This is a genomic window from Lampropedia aestuarii (assembly GCF_004803635.1).
Taxonomy (GTDB): Bacteria; Pseudomonadota; Gammaproteobacteria; order Burkholderiales; family Burkholderiaceae_C; genus Lampropedia; species Lampropedia aestuarii.
This window is the reverse complement of sequence record NZ_SSWX01000020.1, coordinates 1-21,865: the sequence shown is the minus strand read 5'-3', so window position 1 is coordinate 21,865 and position 21,865 is coordinate 1. Positions and strand designations below refer to the sequence as shown.

The window sequence follows — 21,865 nt, the reverse complement described above, 5'->3', positions numbered from 1 at the left end:
GGTGTGTGGCATACAAAACGCGAATGGGCTGGCAGCCCGGCGACGGTTTTTAACACAGCGGTGTGCTGTTGGATTACAAAACGCCCAGCGCCAAGCGTAAAAGGCGCATTGCAAGCTTGCTTGTGAGGCCCAAACAGGGACTTGCGCTGCAAGAAATTTTTACAGCGGCACTCTGTGGCAGTGCGCCAGCAGGCTTTGGTATTGCTGCAGCCAACGGCGCAGCGTTGGGTGTTCGATGTCGCTGGCGTCCAGGCCTTCGGGGCCAATCACCAGCAGCTTGATTTTGGCGCGGGTGATCGAGACGTTGATGCGCTCGGGCTGGAACAGAAAGGCCGCGGCTGCGGCAATGAAATCGTGGTCGCCACTGGCCAGTGACAGGATCACCACTTCCCGCTCCTGGCCTTGCATGCGCTCGACCGTATCGGCCAGAATCTGGCGCGCGTTGTGCAGGCCCAGCCGCCATTGCAGCTGTTTGCGAATCAGGCGGCCTTGGGCGCGAAATGGCGAGACGATGCCAATCGCATGCGCGGGCAGGCCCGCGCCTAGCAAGGCCTCGCACAGCTCGGCGACCAGCTCGGCATCGGCCAGGTTGCTGGTGCGGGCTTGGCCATCACGGGTTGGAATGAACACCAGCGGCTGGTCTGCGGCCAGCGCTGCTTGCCATGGCTGCGGCACGGCGGCCCAGTCCAACTGCAGCTGGCGCTGGGCGTTGCTGCCTGTGGCTTGCAGTCGGCCGCCGTAGTAGTGGCCGCTGGGCCAGGCGGCCAGCCACTGGTTCATGCGGTAGGTTTCTTCCAGCATCACCACATGGTCGCCGCCTGCATGGGTCAGGTGGGCAAAGACCGAGTGCTGGCGCCCATCGAGCACTGAGCGCGTCAGCAGCACCGGTGGCAATTGCCGCTGGTCGCCAATGAAAATATAGCGGCGTGCTTTGCGCATGGCCATCAGCGCCAGTGGCAGCGTGATCTGGCTGGCTTCATCAAACACCACGGTGTCAAAGCTGTAGTCTTGCAAGCGCCTGGAGCAGGTCGCAAACGGGGTGGCGCCCACCACATAGCCCTGGCCTGGGCGCTCTGGGCGTTCGTGCCATTCGCCCAGTTTCTCGACCATGGCAATGCCCGCGTGCAAGGCCTTGCTTTGCGTGCTGCGGCCGACCTTGACCAGCGGCACGCCGTGGGCGGCGATGGCGTTGAGCGCGTTGTTGATGGCCGTGTGGGTGTGCGAGCTGACCAGCACGCGCTCGCCACAGGCGACGGCCAAACGCACAATCAGGCCCAGCACGCGGGTTTTGCCTGTGCCCGGCGGGCCTTGAATGCAGGCGATGTGGTGCGCGCCGTGCGCCCAGCTGACGGCCTCGGCCTGGCGCTCGTTGAACTGCTCGCGACGTGCGATCTGCAAGGCCTCGTCCATGGCTGCTTCGTCCAGTGTTGGCTCCAGCCGGCCCATCAGCAGCGGCAGCAGCAGTTCCTGGCCAATGCGCGAGCTGCCTATCTCTTCCAGGCTGAGCCGGTAGTAGCCAGCCATGTTCAGGGTGTCGGGCTCGGCGTAGCATGCGCCCGACTGGTAGGCCTTGAGCACCTGGTCGGCCTGCTCGCCGCGCAGCAGCCAGCGCGACTCGTCTTCGGCCTCAAAACTGAGCTGCCGCCCCAGCGGGGTCAGCGCATCGCCCTGGTGCAGCAGCAATAAATCGCCTTCGCGAAAGCGCGATTCCGAACCATCGGGCCAGGCCCATAACGTGCCGGGCTCTGGGCCGGGGTCCAGCTGGACAAAGCCCTGGCTGATGCCTTTGCGCAGCTTGTCTGCCAAGGGCCGCTGCCATAGCTCGAATAAGCGCGCATAGGCCACCTCCTGCTCGTCTTCAATGAGCTGCTGGAGTTGTTGCAAAAAATCGGTGCTCACGCGCTGGGTTTTTTTGATGGGGGTGGATGGGAGCGGCTTCCCTCAATACGGGCAGCTGCTGTTGATGATAAAGCCTGTTGGCTGCTTGCTTGGTCAATCACGGCGCTGTGCAGTGGCGCGCCATGCGTTATGCTCACAGCTGTACCGCTGCCTGCGCCAAATTGCTGCGTTGGCGTGGTCTGCGCTCTTGCATTCGAACCCACATAACAGGACTTTTGTATGCCCGGCTTGTTGCCCAACGTTGATCCCGATGGCTTGCTTGAATACTCGGTGGTCTACACCGATCGCGCTTTGAACCATATGTCGACGAAGTTCGTTGGCGTGATGCAGGACATCATCCGCACCCTCAAGCAGGTTTACCGGGCTGAAGCCGTGGCCATCGTGCCTGGCAGTGGCACCTTTGGCATGGAAGCTGTGGCGCGCCAGTTTGCCGGTAACGAGAAAGTACTGGTCGTGCGCAATGGCTTTTTCAGCTACCGTTGGTCGCAGATTTTTGAAGTGGGCCAGTTTGGCGCGAACGCCGGTGTAGTGGTGCACAAGGCCCAGCCGGTGGGCGAGGGTGCGCAAGCGCCTTGGGCACCGGCAGATAGAGAGCTGGTTGCGCACAGCATTCGCACAGAAAAGCCGAAGGTGGTGTTTGCGCCGCATTGTGAAACTGCCAGCGGCATTTTGCTGACGGACGACTATATCCGCGGCTTGGCCCAAGCCGCACACGAAGTCGGTGCGTTGTTGGTGTTGGACTGCATTGCCTCTGGTGCGATGTGGGTGGATATGCAGGAGCTGGGTGTCGATGTGCTGATCAGCGCGCCGCAAAAAGGCTGGAGCAGCACGCCGTGCTGCGCGCTGGTGATGTTGTCAGCGCGCGCGCGCGCTGCGATTGAGACCACGCAAAGCAGCAGTTATGCCTGTGATTTGAAGAAGTGGTTGCACATTGCCGAAGGCTATGAAAAAGGCCAGCACGCCTACTATGCGACCCTGCCCACCGATGGTTTGCTGCGGCTGCAGCAGACCATGCTGGAGATGCACAGTCTGGGTTTTGAGTATTTGCGCACGCAGCAAATCGCATTGGGCCGCGAAGTGCGTGCCTTGCTGCAATCGCGCGGCTTTCCCAGCGTGGCCGCAGCCGGGTTTGAGTCGCCGGGTGTGGTGGTCAGCTACACCACCGATCCAGATATTCAAAACGCCAAAAAATGGCTGGGTGTGGGCATTCAGGCGGCATCGGGCGTGCCCTTGATGTGCGATGAAGGGGCGGATTTCCGCAGCTTCCGCTTAGGCCTGTTTGGCATTGAGAAATGGCAGAACGTCGACCGCACGGTTGATTCTTTGCGCCAAGGCTTGGACCAGCTGGGGCTGCGTTAAGATCGTAAACACGTTCTAAGAGCCTGTTCAAAGTCTCCACGCAGACCGCGTTGGAGCCCAAAAGGAAACGATGCGCGGCAAAAGCCGCAGTCGGGCTATCTGCCCGGCGAGGATTTTTAACAAAGCAGCGTGCCTTTTGGACTCCAACCCGAAGGGCAAGGTACAAAAAAGCGCCTTGCGGCGTTGCCCGTTTTGCTCATACAGACGTATGAGCTGCAACAGGCGCCTTGCACTGCCTCTTTTTTGTGCCTTGCGCGACTGCGTCGCGACTTTGAACAGGCTCTAAGCGCGCAGTGGATTGAGGCAAGGACTGGTTTTAGCGGCTTCTGCGCCAGTCGTTCTCAGTGACAAAGCGCTGCCAGCGCTGGCGCTCGCGCTGGTTCATGCGCAGCGGCGGCAGCATGCGCATCTGGTCCAGCACCCACTGCGTGCGGCGCACGTCGATGCGGCCAGTATTAGTCCAGCGTTGGGCGTGGTAGTCGGGGCGGTGCAGCATCGCGGCCAGCCAGGCCGCTTGCGCTGGATTGAGCGAGTCGGGCGACTGGCCAAAATAGTGCTCTGCCGCATCTTGCGCGCCGCAAGTGCCTTCGCCCCAATATACGCGCTCCAAATACTGCCGCAAAATGCCCTCTTTGCCCAGGGTCTGCTCCAGCTCGACGGTGTAGAGCAATTCGCGCAGTTTGCGCAAGGCCGTGCGGTCGCCGTCGGTGTAGACAAACTTGGCCAATTGTTGGGTCAGAGTGCTGCCGCCGCGCAGCGGCTGCACTGGTTTGCCTTGTGGGTCGCTCGGGTTGCTGCTGCTATTGCGCGTTTGGTTGTGTTGCAGGCTGTCTTGCCAGGCGGCCAGGTCGTAGCCAGGGTGCTGGTAGAAGCGCTGGTCTTCGGTGGCAATGACTGCGCGGGCCAGAAAACCGTTAACGTCGACCGGCAAATCATTGCGGCGTGGACAGTGGTTCGGGGCCGTGGGCAGGGTCTCGGTGCCCAGTCCTTGAACGCGAAAATCGCTGATCTGCGGTGCCATCTCCAATTGCCAGCTGGGCAGGCTCAGCTGCACTTGCAGGGCCAGTGTGCCGTCAATCTGGGCCTTTTCCACTTCGGGGATTTGCGCGGCAAAGGCGGCAAACACCGAGCGAATCGGTTGCTCGTCAAACTGCAGGTCAATGTCTAGCTGCTGGCGTTGCAGCAGCGCGGTCCAGCGCGCTTGCAGTGCGCCTGCCTGGGCTTGGCCTTGCAGGTGTGGGCCTTCGCGCTGCAGCGCAATGCGCAGCTCAGGCAGGCTGATTGGGTTGGAGCCCAGTGCTGGCAGCGTGGCGCTGCAGGCCTGGCACACCAGGGTTTGGGTTTGGCTGTCCGCATCCCACTCAAAGGCCATTGGGCCATAGCGCGTATTCCACTGCGTGCCGCCCAGCAGGCGCGCCACCGTGGGCGAAGTGATCCAGTCGACGGCGGCGGCAATGCCAATGGGCACGATCAGGCTGGCGCGGCCATTACTCGGGACGGTATTGGGAACGGCTGGATGGGCGGCTGCTGTGGTGGCCGGCAGTGCGGCCTTGCCTTGTGGCTGCTGTGGCCCGTTCGCTTGCTTGGCCTGAGCCGAGATGGCCGTGCTGGGCGCGCCGCCTGAGCGTAAGTGCCAATCACTGGGCAAGTAGGCGCGGGCTTGGTGATCGAGCACTTGGGCCAGCGCGGCCGGCAGCGGGATCTGCAACTGCGTTTGCCAGTCCGTGCTGCTGGGGCGCAGGTGGTAGAGCGCCAGCCCAGCGAGCAGCGCGGCCAGCCCCAGCACCACCACCAGGCTACACGCCGTGGTCAGCAATGCAGAGAAAAAGGCGCGCAGATAGTGCATGGATCGGTAGGACAGTCGGGCTAGGGACTTTGAACAGGCTAAACACGTTCTTAGAACAAGTTCTTATTGTCGCAGAGCCTTTGACACCGGGCTCGCAGGCACCCCAATCGGGTGCTTTGTGCTGGATTATTCACTGGATTGGGCGCTGCGGAGGTCGGCCTGATGCAGATAGGTAGTGATTATTTTGCTTGATTACAAAGCGCTCACCACCGTCCACGCTTGCCATGGCCCTTGGCTTTGGCCCAGCAAGGCCGCCCAGTACCAGGCCGAGGTATCGCTGAAGTGCTGGCCATCGGCGTTTTGAATGATTTCACAGACTTTGAAACGCTGGCCATTGATTTCGGCGATGAAACAGCGCCAGACTTGGCCGTCCTTGTCGCTCAGCTGCTCCTGGCTGATGCGATAGCCCATGGCGCGAAAGCAGTCTGCCGCTGGGTGCAGCATGCGGGTCGGCTGCTGCACATGGCGCCAGATCAAGGTGTCTGTGCCATTGGTCAGGCGCTCAATGCGGCCGGGAAACTGCTGGGCAAAGCGTGCTTCGACTGCACTCAAGGCCAGCGGGCGCAAGCGCTCGCCCTGCCAGTGGCTGGGCGCTTCCAGGTAGCTTGGGCTGGCGCTGTGGGGCACGGTGGTTGTGGACTGCGCACTGTTGCCCAGTTGGCTCCAGGCGGCCAGGCTGCCAATGGCCAGCACAATCGCGATCGAACTGGCTTGGTAGGGGTTGGCGCGTTGCGGTGCTGGGGCCAAGCAGGTTGCGCCTTGCGTTTGGCTGCCTTGGGCCATATGCCACCAAATACCCAGGCACACCAGCAGCAAGGCCAGCAGGCCGATGCCTTCGTGCAGCCAGAATGCCAGCACTTGGCCATCGGCCTGCAGTGCGACCAAAACCGCATTGCGCGCAATATTGCCCACCAGCACCAGCAAGCCAACCAAGGGCAGGCGCAGTACAAAGCGGCGGTTGGTCAGCTGCAGCAGCAAGGCGCTGATGCAGGCTGTCGCATACCCCCACCAGGCCATTTGCACGCCTGAGCAGGCGGCATCGACCAGGATCCATTGGCCATCGACCTGCAGCGCCGCGCCGGTGCGGCTGACATTGAAAAATGGCACCAGCAGCCAGCGCGACACCTCGGCAACGGCAACGCGCAGTGGGTATCCGGCGTAAAACTGCAGCGAGGCAATCAGCGGCAGGGCCAGCACGGTCAGCCCCATGATGGGCAGAGCTGCCAGCGTGCTGGGCCGCACGGCCAGCCACAGACAGACCACGCTGAGTAAGGCCAAGAGCGCACTGGCCAAGGCCGGCAGTTGGTGCTGGCTGAGTACGGCCAGCACAAACAAAGCACCGGCGCAGACCAGCCAGCGCAGCCGCAGCGGCTGGCGCAAGGCGCTGGGCGCATGCCACAGCGCCAAACCCAGCAGGGCGGCCGCTGCCAGCAGGCCTAGTGGATTGTCCGAGCCATCCTGCATGCGTGCGGCCAGCCATTGCCATTGCGGCCACAAGGCCACGGCCATCATGGCCAGCAAATATGCCGCCGGGGCCAGGCGTAGCGCGATCAGCATCGCGGCCACGACCGCTTGCACAATCGCGCCTTGCAGCGAACGCTCGGGCGGTGACTCTTGCCAGGCGTTGGCGGCTTGGACAAGCTGGGCAGGGGTGGCGAGAGGGTAGGACATGCGGGTGTTTCCTGGAAATCGGTCAGTCAAAATGGGCCGCAGTGGTGAGGCCCCATCGACCCATCCGGGAGAGGGGCCGGAAAGTGCCAAGCAGTCAGCGGGTGTAGCGGCGGCGCTGTTGGCGCTTGCGGTGGCGCGCCAGCACGGCGATCAGCGAGGTCACCAGCACCAGCGAGCCCAAGGTGCCTGCTTCCGGGGTGCTGGGCACGGCCTGGCCGCCAACAGCCAGGCTGCTGACGCCTTCTGGCAGCGGATTGGGCTGGTTGACGCTGACGGCATCAGCTGGGTCATTGCTGCGCACGCGCTCGTCGACGGCCAAAAAGCTGGTGTACTGGGTCAGCAGCGAGTAATCCAGCCCGAGTTGGGTAATGGCGTCGCGCTGCGCGTTGCCGCCAATTAAGGCTTCTTCGTCGCTGAGGCTGGCAATTTGCTGGCGTGCCCACAGCAGCCGCAGCACCGTATTGCTTGGGTTGTCGTCTGCGGTTGCCCCACCCGACGCATTCGCCAAGGGGCTGGGCATGGATAGGCTTTGGCTGAATGGCAGCGTACTGCTGTAGGCGCCATTGGCGCTGTAGCCACTGAGCACCAATTGCCCTGCTGGCGTACCCGGTTGACTGGCGCGCCATTTGCCCATCACGACGACCGGGCGCTGGGCCATGACGTCGGGGATTTGGGCGGGCACGAGGTCGTAGGCTTCAATGCCTTCAAAGCGCGCTTGGAGATGGGTCAGCACTGGCTGCTCAACCATGGCGCGAAAGCGTTGTGCTTGCTCGCGCGCCTGGTCAGGGTTGGTGATTACAAAAGGCTCGCCCATGCCAGCGCGCGCCAGGCTGTCAATCAAATGGCGGTTGACCGAGCTGCCAATGCCAAAGGCAAACAGGTTGGCGCGGTGCAGGTTGTTGCGTACCAGCGCGTAGGCTTCGCTTTCGACCGATACATAGCCGTCGGTGACGACGATGATGCTGCGCGAGGTGTTGTCGGCCTTGGGCATTGCAATCGCTTTGCGCAGCGCAGGAATCAGCTCGGTACTGCCGCTGCCATACGACAGGTCGATGGTTTTGAGCGCTTGCTGGATGTTGGCTTTGGTCGCTGGCACGGACTGCGGGCTGAGCATCACGTTATTGCCCGAGAACAGCATGACGTTGAAGGTGTCGCTGGGACGCAGGCCGCCGATCAGCTCGCGCAGCATGGTTTTGGCCGTGTCCAGCGGGAAACCGTTCATTGAGCCGGAGATGTCGACGACAAAAATATAGTCACGCGGCGTGATGTCGGCCTGGGTGACGGTTTTGGGCGGCTCGACCATCGCCAGAAAATAGTTGTCGTCGCCAGCCTGCGCACCTTCATACAGCAGCACGCCTGAGGCAATGCTGCGGCCAGCCAGCTGGTAGTGCAACACAAAGTCGCGGTTGTTGGCGGGCGTGGCCTGGTGGGCCAGGCGCACCAGCGCGCGGCTGTCGTGGTCGGCATAGGCGGTGGCAATCGCATGGCTGGGCGAAGTCACCCGTGCCAGTGGCATCGGGGCGTTGAGTTGGACTTGCAGATCAAACTTCGGCGTTGCCGCGGCACTGTCAGCGGGGGCGCTAATGGCTTGGCTGAACGCCTGGTCGCTGCCACCAGAGTCGGCTTGCAACGCATCCGGGCTGTTGTAGCGCGGCCCCACCACGGTAGGAAAGACAAAGTCGTATTGCCCATCGGTAGGCACCAGCAGCTCGGTGTATTGCAGCTCGACCTGCACTTCATCGCCTGGCAGGATATTGGCCAGGTTCATCTCAAATACGTTCGGGCGGTGTTGCTCCAGCAAGGCGGCGGTTTTGCCTTCGGCCTTGGCCTGTTCGTATGCTTGCTGCGCCTGCTGTTTTTCACGGATTTGGGCGCGCACGATGCGATTGCCCAGGCGCATCTGCAGCGCATGCACGGCAGACTGGCTAGAGCCTGGGAACACGTAGCGTGCCTCCAGCGTGCGGCGGCCTTCGTTGCGGTAGGTTTGTTTGACGGTGACCTCGGCGATCATGCCGGAGATGGCCACTTGCACATCGGTGGATTTCAGCGGCAGGGCGTCGATGCTTGGATCGCCTGAGGGCAGCACAAAATACGGGCTACAGACGCGGTCTTCGGCGCAGATCGGCGGCTGTGCTGCCTCGCCTGCGATGCCACTGGCGGGTTTGCACAGCAATAACAACACCAGCAGCAAGGCTGCGAGCTGCAGGTGCTGGCGTGCCTGGCGCAAGCGCTGCGCCAGCAATAGGGTTGGCACACGGCGCGTGCTGGCGCGTGCAGGAAGGGGGGTGCTGGAAGACAGCCGAGTGTGCGAGGGCTGGGCAGTGGCCATGGGGGTGCTCCGCTTGCAGTTGAGAATGGCTGCAAGCATCGCCGCGCCGTGTGAAGCCTTGTCGATGCCAATATGCTCAGGGAAAACCTGTGTGAAGCCAATATGAAACTGGCATGAAGACTGCTTGGACTACCACAAATGGCCACTGCCGTGCTCGATTACTGGGCAATCTACTGACGGAATTTTTCAATTCGCTGATAATGGCAGGTTACATTCGCGTTGCACAATCCAAGAGCTTGGTTGGCAGAGGGGCTGCAATGGCGCCTTTGCCGCATCTCTTGCCCTTGGTGCGGCCGCATTTCGAATTAATGGAATAATTTGCCCGTATGAGTCTTCGCATCTACAACACCCTTAGCCGCGCCGTGAGCGAGTTCACCCCCCTGGAGGCGGGCCATGTGCGCATGTATGTGTGCGGGATGACGGTGTACGACTACAGCCATTTGGGCCATGCGCGCTCGATGGTGGCGTTTGATGTGGTGCAGCGCTGGCTCAAGGCCAGCGGCTTGCGCGTCACCTATGTGCGCAACATCACCGATATTGATGACAAGATCATTCGCCGCGCGACTGAGAATGGCGAAAGCATTCGCCATCTGACCGATCGCATGATTGCTGCGCTGGCCGAAGACGCCGACGCGCTGGGCATTGAGCGCCCGACCTACGAGCCACGAGCGACTGACTACGTGCCGCAAATGCTCAATATGATCAGCACCTTGGAGAGCAAGGGCCTGGCTTACCGCAGCGCAGGCGAAGGTGCCGAGGGCGATGTGAATTACGCCGTGCGCAAATTTCCCGGCTACGGCAAGCTGTCTGGCAAGTCGCTGGAAGAGCTGCGCTCGGGCGAGCGTGTGGCGGTGCTCGATGGCAAGCAAGACCCGCTTGATTTTGTCCTGTGGAAAAGCGCCAAGGACAGTGAGCCAGACGACGCCAAATGGGACAGCCCGTTTGGCAAGGGCCGCCCAGGCTGGCATATCGAGTGCTCGGCCATGGGCTGCGCGCTGCTGGGCGAGCACTTCGACATCCATGGAGGCGGCGCAGATTTGACCTTTCCGCACCATGAAAACGAGATCGCCCAGAGCGAGGGCGCCAATGGCGTGCCGTTTGCCAGCGTCTGGATGCACAACGGCTTTATCAACGTAGACAATGAAAAAATGTCCAAAAGCCTGGGCAATTTCTTCACGATCCGCGATGTGCTCAAAGAGTTTGATGCCGAAACCGTGCGTTTCTTCATTGTGCGCAGCCACTACCGCAGTCCGGTCAACTACAGCGATGTGCACCTGAAGGATGCGCATGCCTCGCTCAAGCGTCTGTACACCGCACTGTCCCTGGTTCAGCCAGCGGCACCGTTTGAGATTGACTGGCAGCAGCCCCATGCCGCCCGTTTTGCCGCGGCGATGAACGAAGATTTTGGCACACCGGAAGCAGTGGCCGTATTGTTTGATCTGGCCAGCGAGGTCAACCGCAGCCATGACGCGCAGCTGGCGGCCTTGCTCAAAGCCTTGGGTGGGGTGCTGGGCATTTTGCAGCGCGATCCTGAGCAGTTTCTGCAGGCCGGCAATGCCGTTGATGCAGGCGTGATTGAGGCCCAGATTGCCGAGCGCGCTGCGGCCAAAGCGGCCAAAGACTTTGCCAAGGCCGATGCCATTCGCAAAAGCCTGCTGGAGCAGGGCATTGTGCTCAAAGACTCGCCGCAGGGTACGAGTTGGGAGATGGCACTCTAATGGCGACCACCGACACAAGCGCCAAAGCCAAGTCCGCAGCGCCCAAAGCCAAGGCGGCCAGCAAAGCGCCTAGCAAGACCTCTGCAGCGCCAGTGGCCGCCAAGCAGCCGGCAGCCACAAAGGCCAGCGTGAAGCGCGCCGCGTCGCCAGCAGCAGCTAAAAAGCCCGCTGCGCCAAAGCCGGCCGCTCAAAAAACGGCGCTGCAAGCCGTATCGGCTAAACCTGTGGCAGCTAAGCGGACAGCTGCCGTGCCTGTGCAGCCAGCCGCTAGCGCCAAAGCCAGCAAGACGAAAGTGGCCGCCAGTCAGAAGCCTGCGGCAAAAACAGCGGTGAAAAAGCCCGCTACAAGCCCAGTGGCAACGCGCAAAGCCCCTGCTACCAAGGCTCCAGCCATTCAAGCGGTGGCCAGCAAGTTGGCTGCCAATGCACAGACTGCGGCCAAGTCGAAGGCGGCTAAAATGGTTGCCGCGCCTGTTGCGCCTCAGACAAAAACTGCTGCTGCAACGCAGTCCAAGGCCCAGGCCATTGCCAAGAAACCTGCAGTGGTGAAAGCGGCGGTAGTCAGCAAAGCCAAGCCCAGTCCAGTGACTGCGCCTCAAGTGGCAGCGGCTAAGCCGAGTGCAAGCAAGTTGCGCGTCGCCACGCCAGCCGCCGTGAAAAAAGCGCCCGCCAAAAGCGTGGCCAAAGCGCCGGTTGCCAAGCCTGCGCCCGTCAAAGTAGCCCCAGCCCAAACTGCAGCCAGCCCAGTTGCGCAGCCGGTGGCGGTTAAAAAAGCGGCAGCCAAAACGCCAGCAGGTGCAAAAAATGCCGTCAAGAAAACGCCACTTGCCAAGCAAGTGGCTGCAGAAGTTGCCGCGCTGCCAGACGCGATTCGCCCTGACTATTGGGACGAGGCCTGTCGCTATCTGATCAAAAAAGACCGCATCTTGCGCAAAATCATCCCCAAATACACGGGAATGGGTTTGCAGTCGCAAGGCGATGCGTTCTCGACCCTGGCACGCAGCATTGTCAGCCAGCAAATCTCCACCAGTGCGGCGGCGGCTGTCTGGACACGCTTTGAACACAGCGTGCAGGGCCAGTTAACAGCAGCCAAAGTGTTGGCGCTGGAGTCTGCGCAACTGCGCGCTTGCGGCTTATCGGCCCGCAAAGCCGAATACCTGCATGATTTGGCGCTGCATGTGCATGAGGGACGCTTGGACGTCACCGCCTGGCAGCAGGCCGAAGACGAAGAAATCATTGCCGCATTGACGGCAGTGCGCGGCATTGGCCGCTGGACCGCCGAGATGTTCTTGATGTTCCATTTGATGCGCCCGAATGTCTTGCCGCTCGATGACCTTGGCCTGATTCAGGGCATTAGCCGCAACTATTTCTCCGGCGAGCCGGTCTCGCGCAGCGATGCGCGAGAGGTCGCAGAAGCCTGGAAGCCCTGGCGCAGCGTGGCCACCTGGTATATGTGGCGCTCGCTGTCTGAGCCCCAGTCTTATTGAATCAACTCCGCTGCCTGTGAGGCTGGCTCGCGCAGCAGTTCTGTGGCCGAGTTGGGCTTGGCGGGCCGGAAAACTGCGCTGCGGTCGCAGCCAAAAAGCGCCAATTCTCACGCAGCTCGGTTGCTGGCCTAAAATGCGCCATCGCCTGCGTGTCATTTCAAAGGTTGGGACTTGATGAAAGCCTGACCCCGTACCTATCAATCATGGCTAAAAAAAATTATCTCGATTTTGAAAAACCCATCGCCGATTTGGATCTGCGCATTGAAGAGCTGCGCACTGTCAATGAAGGCAATGACTCGGTCAACATCTCCCGTGAGATTGAGCAACTGAGTAAAAAAAGCCAGCAACTCACCAACGACATCTACAAGGATTTGACGCCTTGGCAGGCCACCAAGGTCGCTCGCCACCCGGATCGCCCCTATACGATGGATTATGTGCGCGAAATCTTTACCGATTTCACTGAAATGCATGGCGATCGCCATTTCGCCGATGACGCCTCGATCGTTGGCGGTTTGGCCCGCTTGGACGGCATGCCTTGCGTGGTGCTGGGCCATCAAAAAGGCCGCGATACCAAAGAGCGCGCCAAACGCAACTTCGGCATGAGCAAGCCAGAAGGCTATCGCAAAGCTTTGCGTTTGATGAAGCTGGCGGAGAAGTTCCGTATCCCCGTATTCACCTTTGTTGATACGCCAGGCGCTTATCCAGGCATTGAGGCCGAGGAGCGCAACCAGTCCGAAGCCATTGGCCGCAATATCTTTGAGATGGCCCAGCTCAAAACCCCGATCATCAGCACCATCATTGGGGAAGGCGGCTCGGGCGGGGCCTTGGCCATCAGCGTGGCCGATGCGGTGATGATGCTGCAGTACTCGGTGTACTCGGTGATCAGCCCAGAAGGCTGCGCGTCGATTCTGTGGAAAACCGCAGACAAAGCCGAAGAGGCGGCCCAAGCCTTGGGCATTACTGCGCCTAAGCTCAAATCGCTGGCGCTGATTGACCGCATTGTCAACGAGCCTGCTGGCGGCGCCCACCGCGACCCCATACTGGCCGCCAATTACCTGCGCACGGCCTTGCGTGAAGAGCTGCACCGTTTGCAAGCCATGGACATTCCTCAATTGCTGCACAAGCGGCAAGAGAAAATCATGGCGTATGGCGTGTTCAAAGACGCTAGATAAGCATTGTTCACACCTCCCCGATTGACGCCTCCAGGTCTTGCCAATTAGTCTGCTCAGACTGCAAGACCGGAGGGAGGTGTCATGGTGTCAAGCATATGTCCGAGAGATATTGATACCCTTATCAATATCGTGGCGAGGGAGTTTCCATCTGCTGGGATTCGCATCACGGGTCGTGCTCGAACGACATCGCGTCAGGCAGAGTTGATGGTGGATCGAATTCGAGCCGATAGGCAAGAATTTTTAAGCACCTATGCCCCGCGGCGGCACATCACAGAGATGGATCAATGGACATTGCAAAATCCTAACGTCTCTCGGGATGAGGCGGTTGCGCGATTTGATCAAATCATCCGACATGCGGTCGCGCGCGGAGACGTGGTGTCAAACCATTGATCGAACACAGCAAGAGACATTGCTTGGCCCAATGGTTCAGCGCATGATCTTGATGAAATACAGACACGCATCGAAGTGCTAGGCGCCACAGTGTTGAGAGAGCCCCGTGCCGCAGCTGGTAAACACTGGCATATTGATTGGTGATGGCTATGAAATTGTTGTTACTGGCATGGATGGCATTGGGTTTGGTGGCGTGTAGTACCAATGGCCAGATTCAATCTTCAAATGAAGGCGGTGTGCAGCCTCATATACGGGCAACTTCAAGCGATCAAGTGGCTTCAAGTGCCTCCTTGATTTCTACTCTTCTCAATCAGCGCCACAACTGGCTTGAGGCGAAATTCATTGACGTTAATTCATTCCCTGAAACCATCACAGCCGCAAACCGCGAGATGTTTGATGAGTCAGGAATCGTGTTTAGCAGCGTAATCCCAGTGACGGATACGTCTTTGTATCTATTACGAGTTGGCGTGTTTGAAGATAGGCAATCCCAGGCAGGCCGGTTTCTTGCCATATTTGATGAGGCAGGACGTGTGCTGCAAGTGTTTGAAGACCGCACGGACGGCGCCGCATTCAGTGCTTTGCGCAGGGAGCCTGGGCGCGTGCTGTGGGTCAAGTGCTTTGAATGCGGGCAATATGACATCGTGAGCCGAGTCCCCAGCGGCTTTGTCCTTGATTAGGGCGACTCTACAGAGTCGCCTGAGACTGTGCTCTGGCCAAGAAAGGGCGCTTTGTAGAAATTTCCCTCACGCTGTTTACAATCCAGTGCAGCAGGCATGCAAAGCAGTGGCTTGCCACTTCAGCCCCTTCGCCTATTGCTGGCGCTCACTTCTTGGCGTGTGCAACGTGTCTGCTACTCCTAATCTCCCTTTGAACGGCTTGGAAGCACATCTGCCGCTTGCCATCGCGTTTAGCGGTGGCGCCGACTCAACGGCCTTGTTGCTGGCTGTATGGCAGCGCTGGCCCCAGCAAGTCGCAGCCATTCATGTACACCACGGTTTGCAAGCCGCAGCGGCAGACTTTGCGGACTTTTGCACCCAGTTCTGTACAGAGCGCGAGATTCCCTTGCATGTGGCCTATGTGGACGCGCGCCACCAGCCGGGCGAAAGCCCGGAGAATGCAGCGCGCCAGGCGCGTTACCGGGCGCTGACTGCAGGGGTTGTCGCCTTGAATGCAGAGCGCGCAGCCCCGATTGAGGCGATTGCATTGGCCCAGCATGCCGATGACCAGGTCGAGACACTGCTGCTGGCACTCAGCCGAGGCGCAGGCTTGCCCGGCTTGTCGGCGATGCCCAGGCAGTCGCAGCGCGGTGGTTTGCAATGGCTTAGGCCTTTGCTCGACGTGCCTGCTGCAGACCTCAAAGCCTGGCTGCGTGTCCAAGGGCAAGGCTGGATCGAAGACCCCAGCAATACCGATACACAATTCACCCGCAACCGCATTCGCCAGCAGATCGTGCCGGCACTGGCGCAGGCTTTTCCCAGTTTCAGGCAGACTTTTGCGCGCAGCAGTGCCCATGCGGCGCAGGCCCAGCAATTGCTGCAAGAGGTCGCGCACGACGACTGGCTGGCACTAGGCCAGCAAGCCTCAATCCGTGGTTTGCAGCAATTGAGCTGTGCACGCCAGGCCAATGTGCTGCGTTACTGGTTGGCACAGTACCAGACACAGGCGGCGGCGGCGCAGCTCAAAGAGCTGCAGCGCCAGCTGGCCGCTTGCACGACCCGGGGCCACGCCATCGCGATAAAAGTTGGCCGCGGCATGGTCATCCGTGTCAAGGACTTGCTAGTTTGGGTAGAATAGACCGGTTTTGCTTTTGCGAATCAATTCTGTTGGGACTTTGTGGTAGTACTGCAAGTTAGTTTTAATGGCGTTGACAGTTTTTGAGCGCAATGCCTAGGCGCGCGCTGCGAAACTCCCTGTGGTGGTCTGAGCACGGTTTCAGGCGATCTGTTTGGTTGTCTTTGGGTTCATGGCGATGGTTATGGCCTTCACAAGATGCCTTGCGGCGCATTCTGATACCGGAGGCTGTCCAGCAGGCGAGGGTTTGTAGGACGTCCTTGGCATTGCACAACCTCCTGAAAAGAAGATGGCACTGATTGTTCATAAATACGGTGGTACCTCGATGGGCACCACTGAACGCATCCGTAACGTGGCCAAACGCGTCATTAAATGGGTTAACGCCGGTCACCAAGTGGTGGTGGTGCCCAGTGCCATGAGCGGTGAGACCAACCGCTTGTTGGGCCTGGCCGCGGAGCTCGAGCCCAAGGAACGCGGCAGCAACACGCGCCGTGAACTGGACGCTTTGGCTGCAACAGGCGAGCAGGCCTCATCGGCGTTGCTGGCGATTGCTTTGCAGTCAGAAGGCCAGGACGCGGTGAGTTTTACCGGCTGGCAAGTGCCGGTGCGTACCGATAGCTCGTACATGAAAGCGCGCATTGAATCCATCGAAGGCCAGCGCATTCGCAAAGAACTCGATGCCGGCCGCGTGGTGATTGTCACGGGCTTTCAAGGTATTGACAGCCAGGGCAATATCACGACCTTGGGGCGTGGTGGCTCTGACACTTCGGCAGTGGCCATTGCTGCTGCCATCAAGGCCGATGAGTGCCTGATCTATACCGATGTGGATGGTGTCTACACCACCGATCCACGCGTGGTGCCCAATGCCCAGCGCCTGAAAACCATTTCTTTTGAAGAAATGCTGGAATTGGCCAGCCTTGGCTCAAAGATTTTGCAAATCCGCTCGGTCGAGTTTGCTGGTAAATACCGCGTGCCTTTGCGTGTGTTGTCGAGCTTCACACCCTGGGATATTGACTTGGCAGAGGAAGCCCAGTCCGGCACATTGATCACTTTCGAGGAAGACGCAAAAATGGAAAAAGCAGTTGTTTCAGGCATCGCCTTCACGCGTGATGAAGCCAAGGTTTCGGTGTTGGGTGTGCCTGACAAGCCTGGCATTGCGCACAGCATCCTGGGCGCGGTCGCCGATGCCAAGATCGACGTGGATGTGATCATCCAGAACCTGAGTAAAGAAGGCAAGACCGACTTCAGTTTCACGGTCACGCGTGCCGACTACGATCGCACCCTGAAGCTGCTCAATGAAAAAGTCCTGCCACAACTGGGCGAAGGCACCAGCACTGTGGGCAACCCCCACATCAGCAAGGTCAGTATCGTCGGTATTGGTATGAAGAGTCATGCCGGTGTCGCCAGCACGATGTTCCGTGCCTTGAGCCAGGAAGGCATCAATATCCAGATGATCTCGACCTCTGAAATCAAGACCTCGGTCGTGATCGACGAGAAGTACGTTGAGCTGGCGGTACGTGCCTTGCATACGGCTTTTGGCCTGGATGGCGACAGCGCCATCGAAGTACCGAAGCGCAATGATGAAAAATAATCAAAAAAATCGTGATTTGCCAGAAATGACCTAATTTTCGTGCATAATCATGGTCTTCAAGCGGAGACGTGACCGAGAGGCCGAAGGTGCTCCCCTGCTAAGGGAGTATGGGGTGATGAGCTCCATCAAGGGTTCGAATCCCTTCGTCTCCGCCACTTGAAGTGATAGATTAGGAAAACCAGCCCAAAAGGCTGGTTTTTTTATGCATGATTGGCTTAAAACACACCTAATCGCTAAGTTAAAGGCCAAATAGGGCCAAATACGACCGATTAAGCCTTAAATGCGATGGCCTATAGGATGGCCTATAGTAGTTTCAATGCCAAAACGGGCAAAGGAATCAGGGGCTCTCGAAGTCTCTCGTCTCAAAGAAAACGGCTCATATCTTGTTGGCGGCGTGCCTGGGTGCTGCGCTACACCTCACCGTCGACAAAGATGCGCTGCAGGATGGGCACAGGTGCCTTTCCCTTGGTTACTCTAGCCAAAGCCAGAGAAGGCTAGAACCGCAGCGGATTTACTCAACGATGGAATCGACCCACTGGAAAGCCTGCGCGCCACACGGGTGGAAAACATCAAGGCCGCTCGGCAGCAGATCAAATTCAAGGATGCTGCAATCGAGTGCATCAAGTCGAAGAAGTCAGAGTGGTCAAACCCAAAGCATGCACTTCAGTGGGAGAGTACGCTGGCCACTTACGCGAACTCCGTGCTTGGCGTAAGTGCAGGGCATTAGTCCGTACAGGTAAAGAAACAGCGCTTAAAGGCAAGGGTGTAGTCAAAGGGGATTTGCTGCTGGCTGCCATCTTGCGATGGCACCTTGGCCACTACTGCAGCGCCAACAAACGTGAGTGGCGCGTGCAATAACACCTTGTCTATTGCCTAGGCCATTGCAGCAGGCAACGCCTCTGGTGCTATCGGTTTGCCACATAGCCGCTCATTCAATTCAGAAGAGGTCAAACGCCAATTGGGCATTGCAGTGACCCAGTGGGATGGCTTGATGCACCGCATCAAAATGCCTTGCTGATCGCAAAGTCAAAATCCATGAGGCGAAGCGCTTCTTCCTCAAAGTGTTGTGTTCCTCCGAGATCCTCCGAGAGCGCGCAGGCAGGGTAGGCGGTTTCAATGGTTCTCGCGCTTCTTCTGGCTTGACCAATGAACTGGCTTTGAAGAAAGCCCAGTCCTTGTATGAGGGCGCAGGCCGTGATGCAGACCTGCAAGCAGCCAAAGGCACGGCTTGGGATTTGCTGTCGTTCATTGCGGAGTTTGTGGACCATGAGCGCCGTGCACGCTCTCAAGACAACCGCTTGAACAGTGCCAGGTTCGGTCAAGGGGCTGCAATCAAACAGAAGGCCCTGGAACAGGGCTTACAGATGGTGGCGTGAACCTGACTAGTGTCTACGTCCCAAAATCCCCGTCATAAGGCCCTTCTCGAGATACATGGGATTTTTTTGATGTGGGGGCTGAGTATGACAGACCATGCGGGATCAAACGCCATTAATCTATGCATGCCATTTTTAACTCCACGGAGGTTTTGGTGTCTCAAGTCACTCCAAATGCGGAACCCATTCAACGTCCCTTGCACCCAGCTGTGTGTCCAGTACTACGCTTGGTTAAAACCAATGGCCTCTCACGCAATGAATGGCTGGATGTGCGCATCAAAGGCCTTGGTTCATCCAGTACCGCTTATGCGGTGGGCCGCAATCGCTATTGCTCCCGACTGGAGTTGTCGCTGGTCACAACAGGCAAGCAACACCTACTGTCACCAAACGGCTCCAATGACGAATCGAGTCCCATGTATTGGGCATATTGCTGAAGCCCATTGTGGCTGCGCAGCACTCCAAACGCACAGCCATCAAGGCTGGGTCAATGCGGTGCTGCAGCATCCTGAACGGATGCCCGTCTCTGGAAAGACGGCGTGCCTGAATACACCCAGTTACCAGCCATGCACCAACTGGCCGTCACAGGCAAGTAAGCCGCTGACGCAGCCGAACTCATCCGCGGTCAAGAGCTGCAGGCGCATCGCATTGAAAGGGACGAGACCATGATTGCCCAACTCATTGCACTGGAGCAGCAGCTCTGGCGCTTGGTTACTTCCAACCAAGAGCCCGCTGCCGATGGCTCGGATTCAGCGGATTTGGCCCTGCGGTGTTTGTACCCCAAAGATGCAAGCCCCATCGTGGCTTGGAAAGCAGATCCCTCTATGGGCGTCACATTTGGTGATTTGCTGGATGTACGCAGCCAATTGACCCAATACCAGGAGCAAGAAAGCCAACTGAAGCAAACCATTCAGCAGGCGATGGGCAGTGCCAGTGTGGCCTTGTTTGAGACGGGCGTCGTGAGCTGGAAACCAGCCAGGGAGTGGAGCCGCATAGACACCAAGAAACTGGCCCAAGACCAGCCTGAACTCATTGCGCAATACACGCAACCCAAAGCAGGCTTCAAACGGTTTTTATTGCAAACCAAAGAATGAGGTGTACCAACCAACGTTCAGCTTCAGGCAGCAGATTTCACTCGATTTCGTACCCAATTTCCATCATTCCGTCAGGCACGTCAAGACTTCGGTTTTGAGGTGCCTTTTTTTGTTTGCACCGCAGTGTGCAGAAAGGATTTTTATGATCAAAGGCCTCGCTATCACGTCCCCAGTCGTGGGGCGCATATCCATTGGCAAAGCAATCGAACGCTATGGCAAGCGCCTGCTGCAGAAAGACGTTGGTTTTACCATCACCACCCAGGTGCAGCACCAAGCAAGCTGGATTCTTCACCGACTCGATGAGCCATTGCGCAGCGGTACTGCCACCTATGTAAACGCCTGCCAGCAAAACCAGGCAAACACGGCGACAAGCCAACTACGCAGTATTCCGGTCAAGGTGCTGCTCAATGAGCCAGATTCGAATCTGCGAGCTGACTACTGTTTGTTCGAGTGCAAAACTGGCAGGGCGGAGTGCGTGGGCAATGCGGAAGCCAGCAGAAGGCAAACAGCCCAAGGAGTGGAAACACTGCTGCGCACTTCACCGGACCAAAGCCAGCACAAGCTAGGCAGCAACGGCAAGCCGTATGCCGGGCTCAATGTGGTAATTGATGCTGTAACGACCACGCCAAAAACTTCAAAAGAAACCCAACCACCAATAGGTGCGCTGGGCAGCTATGTGTTTCGAACCGCGACTTACAACAGTACCTGGACATGGGCTGCACGACTGCGCTATTGGGCCGCTGTCTCAGGAAACCACTTGGCGACATGGCCGCTGGAGGTGAAGCCCAGAGCCAAGTCGAGCACGCAGTCTCATAGCGCACCGATCTTTTACGCTGACTTGGTGGTGCGCTCAGGCATGAGCCTCGCTGAGGCCATCACACACGCCAAACAAGATACGCAGGCAAAGCAAGAGGCAGGGATGGATCAACAGGCATTGGATGACGCTGCCCGTCTAGGCCAGGCCAATGGCGTGTTTAAAAACGCCTCTGTCCAAGGGCTGGGGGTGATGGAGGAGTTTTACCTAGTAGGCAATGCCGAAGGGGTAACGACTGCCTTGCCAGCCAGTTCCAAGCGATCAACGCGAACGCCTTCATTGGCCCATGAGCTGGAAATCAAAGCCAAGGCGGTTGATGGCAGCCACCAAGGATTTGCTGATTCCGTTCAATCCAATCAACCAGCAATTCAGGGGGCTGTATGACGAGTATGAACGCAAGCGGTGACTCACAAAGCCTATCGATCAAACCCCAGCTGCAGCACTGCTTCATGGCAGGACTGCGGTTTGATACGGAGCTGGAATATTTGGAAGAGCAAGGGCGTTGGGAACCGCTGTGCTCTGAGCAAGATGGGACATCCATAGCAACAGCAGTCCAAAAAAAGATTTCGCTGTTGGTGCGTATCAATGACTTGTTGCGCGATGCCCCACAAGCCGTGCCTGAAACAACGGTGGAATGGCAGTCATGGTTAGACGAGGCAGGCGCGCAGTACCAAGCAAAAACGCTTGAAAGTTCTATGCATGCAATGGCACAGCCTCTGCTCAAAGGCTTGTCTTCAGATGGCGTGATGCTGGTGCAATTGGCATTGCCAAAAGAGGGCAAGCGGTGGATGCTGGTCACTGGAGTGGAGTGTGAGCATAGTGCGACTAGACCGCCCAAACTGCGTAGTTTGCTGGTGTTTGATCCGCAAGTGCCAGGTGTGTGGGCATGTGGACATAACGCTCGCGTGGCGTTGCCTAACAATCACAAAAGTGATGCACTCGGCTTGCAACATACGCTATGTATTTACCGGACGTTGGATGGCGGCTACTTGGCCTGTACAGCGCAGCGTATCGTTGCGATTCAGACCATGGCCTGAATAGTTGGCCAGCATTTTTAGATGTTGTGGAGTCAGCATAGAGGGCAGGAATTACCTTGCCTTCTTTTTACTCAAATGGTAATCCCCTATTTTTAGCAGTAAGCATTAGTAGAGATGTTTGACTGTTTATTGGCTATATTTTTGTATTGGGGTCATGCCCCCCAGAGCCATGTTCGGTCTTTCGTTGTTGTAGCTCCATAGTCAGGCAGAGGCGCCTAGCTGAACTTCTTGCAGACTGCTAAACAACAGGTGCTGGGCCAGCCAAACATAGCGTACGGTACGGTTATAGCGCTCAAC

General features: G+C 58.5%; 16 protein-coding genes, 1 tRNA gene and 1 pseudogene. 13 read left to right on the top strand and 5 right to left on the bottom strand.

Annotated features, from left to right (window positions below):
- Window positions 1-159: 159 nt before the first annotated feature.
- Entirely contained in the window at window positions 160-1,899 is a 1,740-nt protein-coding gene (locus E8K88_RS13965; protein ID WP_136407295.1) for a DEAD/DEAH box helicase, read from the bottom strand.
- Window positions 1,900-2,118: 219 nt separating this feature from the next.
- On the opposite strand from E8K88_RS13965, the gene E8K88_RS13960 reads away from it, so the two are divergent.
- A complete protein-coding gene (locus E8K88_RS13960; protein ID WP_136407294.1) occupies window positions 2,119-3,258 on the top strand; it encodes an aminotransferase class V-fold PLP-dependent enzyme in 1,140 nt (379 codons plus the stop codon).
- A gap of 316 nt (window positions 3,259-3,574) precedes the next feature.
- On the opposite strand, the gene E8K88_RS13955 is transcribed toward E8K88_RS13960, so the two are convergent.
- The 3 genes from E8K88_RS13955 to E8K88_RS13945 form a co-directional block, all read right to left on the bottom strand.
- On the bottom strand, window positions 3,575-5,104 hold the full coding sequence (locus E8K88_RS13955) for a biosynthetic peptidoglycan transglycosylase (RefSeq protein ID WP_136407293.1): 1,530 nt from the start codon (window positions 5,102-5,104) through the stop codon (window positions 3,575-3,577).
- A 192-nt stretch (window positions 5,105-5,296) separates the two neighbouring features.
- The gene (gene xrtQ / locus E8K88_RS13950; protein WP_136407292.1) at window positions 5,297-6,775 is read right to left on the bottom strand and encodes an exosortase Q; all 1,479 of its coding nucleotides are present in this window, start codon (window positions 6,773-6,775) and stop codon (window positions 5,297-5,299) included.
- A gap of 94 nt (window positions 6,776-6,869) precedes the next feature.
- Window positions 6,870-9,104: a VIT and vWA domain-containing protein gene (locus tag E8K88_RS13945; RefSeq protein WP_136407291.1), complete on the bottom strand. Its 2,235-nt coding sequence runs from the start codon at window positions 9,102-9,104 to the stop codon at window positions 6,870-6,872.
- Window positions 9,105-9,430: 326 nt separating this feature from the next.
- Between E8K88_RS13945 and cysS the strand changes: the two genes are divergently transcribed.
- The 12 genes from cysS to E8K88_RS13890 all read left to right on the top strand — a co-directional run bounded on the left by cysS (window position 9,431) and on the right by E8K88_RS13890 (window position 21,568).
- A complete protein-coding gene (gene cysS / locus E8K88_RS13940; RefSeq protein WP_136407290.1) occupies window positions 9,431-10,822 on the top strand; it encodes a cysteine--tRNA ligase in 1,392 nt (463 codons plus the stop codon).
- A complete protein-coding gene (locus E8K88_RS13935; protein ID WP_240754541.1) occupies window positions 10,822-12,309 on the top strand; it encodes a DNA-3-methyladenine glycosylase family protein in 1,488 nt (495 codons plus the stop codon). The genes cysS and E8K88_RS13935 overlap by 1 nt, the downstream gene beginning before the upstream one ends.
- Before the next feature lie 203 nt (window positions 12,310-12,512).
- Entirely contained in the window at window positions 12,513-13,481 is a 969-nt protein-coding gene (locus tag E8K88_RS13930) for an acetyl-CoA carboxylase carboxyltransferase subunit alpha (protein ID WP_136407289.1), read from the top strand.
- 539 nt (window positions 13,482-14,020) lie between these two features.
- Window positions 14,021-14,548, top strand: coding sequence for a hypothetical protein (locus E8K88_RS13925; protein ID WP_136407288.1), 528 nt, complete (start codon window positions 14,021-14,023; stop codon window positions 14,546-14,548).
- A 166-nt stretch (window positions 14,549-14,714) separates the two neighbouring features.
- Window positions 14,715-15,665: a tRNA lysidine(34) synthetase TilS gene (gene tilS, locus E8K88_RS13920; RefSeq protein WP_136407287.1), complete on the top strand. Its 951-nt coding sequence runs from the start codon at window positions 14,715-14,717 to the stop codon at window positions 15,663-15,665.
- Between the two features lie 286 nt (window positions 15,666-15,951).
- A complete protein-coding gene (locus E8K88_RS13915; protein ID WP_136407286.1) occupies window positions 15,952-17,253 on the top strand; it encodes an aspartate kinase in 1,302 nt (433 codons plus the stop codon).
- 62 nt (window positions 17,254-17,315) lie between these two features.
- Window positions 17,316-17,408: transfer RNA gene (locus E8K88_RS13910), tRNA-Ser, on the top strand.
- Window positions 17,409-18,314: 906 nt separating this feature from the next.
- On the top strand, window positions 18,315-18,629 hold the full coding sequence (locus tag E8K88_RS18530; RefSeq protein WP_338092878.1) for a DUF932 domain-containing protein: 315 nt from the start codon (window positions 18,315-18,317) through the stop codon (window positions 18,627-18,629).
- 206 nt (window positions 18,630-18,835) lie between these two features.
- On the top strand, window positions 18,836-19,060 hold the full coding sequence (locus E8K88_RS18385) for a YqaJ viral recombinase family protein (protein WP_240754540.1): 225 nt from the start codon (window positions 18,836-18,838) through the stop codon (window positions 19,058-19,060).
- Between the two features lie 228 nt (window positions 19,061-19,288).
- Window positions 19,289-19,717, top strand: a complete 429-nt coding sequence (locus E8K88_RS18380) for a hypothetical protein (RefSeq protein ID WP_240754539.1) — start codon at window positions 19,289-19,291, stop codon at window positions 19,715-19,717.
- A 142-nt stretch (window positions 19,718-19,859) separates the two neighbouring features.
- Window positions 19,860-20,915 (top strand): recombination directionality factor, encoded by a 1,056-nt coding sequence (locus tag E8K88_RS13895; protein ID WP_136407285.1) that lies wholly within the window; start codon window positions 19,860-19,862, stop codon window positions 20,913-20,915.
- Window positions 20,912-21,568, top strand: a complete 657-nt coding sequence (locus E8K88_RS13890) for a hypothetical protein (protein ID WP_136407284.1) — start codon at window positions 20,912-20,914, stop codon at window positions 21,566-21,568. The genes E8K88_RS13895 and E8K88_RS13890 overlap by 4 nt, the downstream gene beginning before the upstream one ends.
- 126 nt (window positions 21,569-21,694) lie before the next feature.
- On the opposite strand, the pseudogene E8K88_RS18375 reads toward E8K88_RS13890, so the two are convergent.
- A pseudogene (locus E8K88_RS18375) lies at window positions 21,695-21,865 on the bottom strand (integrase core domain-containing protein); the annotation flags it as partial.

Coding starts and splice junctions, on each gene's coding strand:
- E8K88_RS13960 (WP_136407294.1), top strand. CDS start 2,119: ATGCCCGGCTTGTTGCCCAACGTTGATCCCGATGGCTTGCTTGAATAC.
- E8K88_RS13955 (WP_136407293.1), bottom strand. CDS start 5,104: ATGCACTATCTGCGCGCCTTTTTCTCTGCATTGCTGACCACGGCGTGT.
- xrtQ (WP_136407292.1), bottom strand. CDS start 6,775: ATGTCCTACCCTCTCGCCACCCCTGCCCAGCTTGTCCAAGCCGCCAAC.
- E8K88_RS13945 (WP_136407291.1), bottom strand. CDS start 9,104: ATGGCCACTGCCCAGCCCTCGCACACTCGGCTGTCTTCCAGCACCCCC.
- cysS (WP_136407290.1), top strand. CDS start 9,431: ATGAGTCTTCGCATCTACAACACCCTTAGCCGCGCCGTGAGCGAGTTC.
- E8K88_RS13935 (WP_240754541.1), top strand. CDS start 10,822: ATGGCGACCACCGACACAAGCGCCAAAGCCAAGTCCGCAGCGCCCAAA.
- E8K88_RS13930 (WP_136407289.1), top strand. CDS start 12,513: ATGGCTAAAAAAAATTATCTCGATTTTGAAAAACCCATCGCCGATTTG.
- E8K88_RS13925 (WP_136407288.1), top strand. CDS start 14,021: ATGAAATTGTTGTTACTGGCATGGATGGCATTGGGTTTGGTGGCGTGT.
- E8K88_RS13915 (WP_136407286.1), top strand. CDS start 15,952: ATGGCACTGATTGTTCATAAATACGGTGGTACCTCGATGGGCACCACT.
- E8K88_RS18380 (WP_240754539.1), top strand. CDS start 19,289: ATGATTGCCCAACTCATTGCACTGGAGCAGCAGCTCTGGCGCTTGGTT.
- E8K88_RS13895 (WP_136407285.1), top strand. CDS start 19,860: ATGATCAAAGGCCTCGCTATCACGTCCCCAGTCGTGGGGCGCATATCC.
- E8K88_RS13890 (WP_136407284.1), top strand. CDS start 20,912: ATGACGAGTATGAACGCAAGCGGTGACTCACAAAGCCTATCGATCAAA.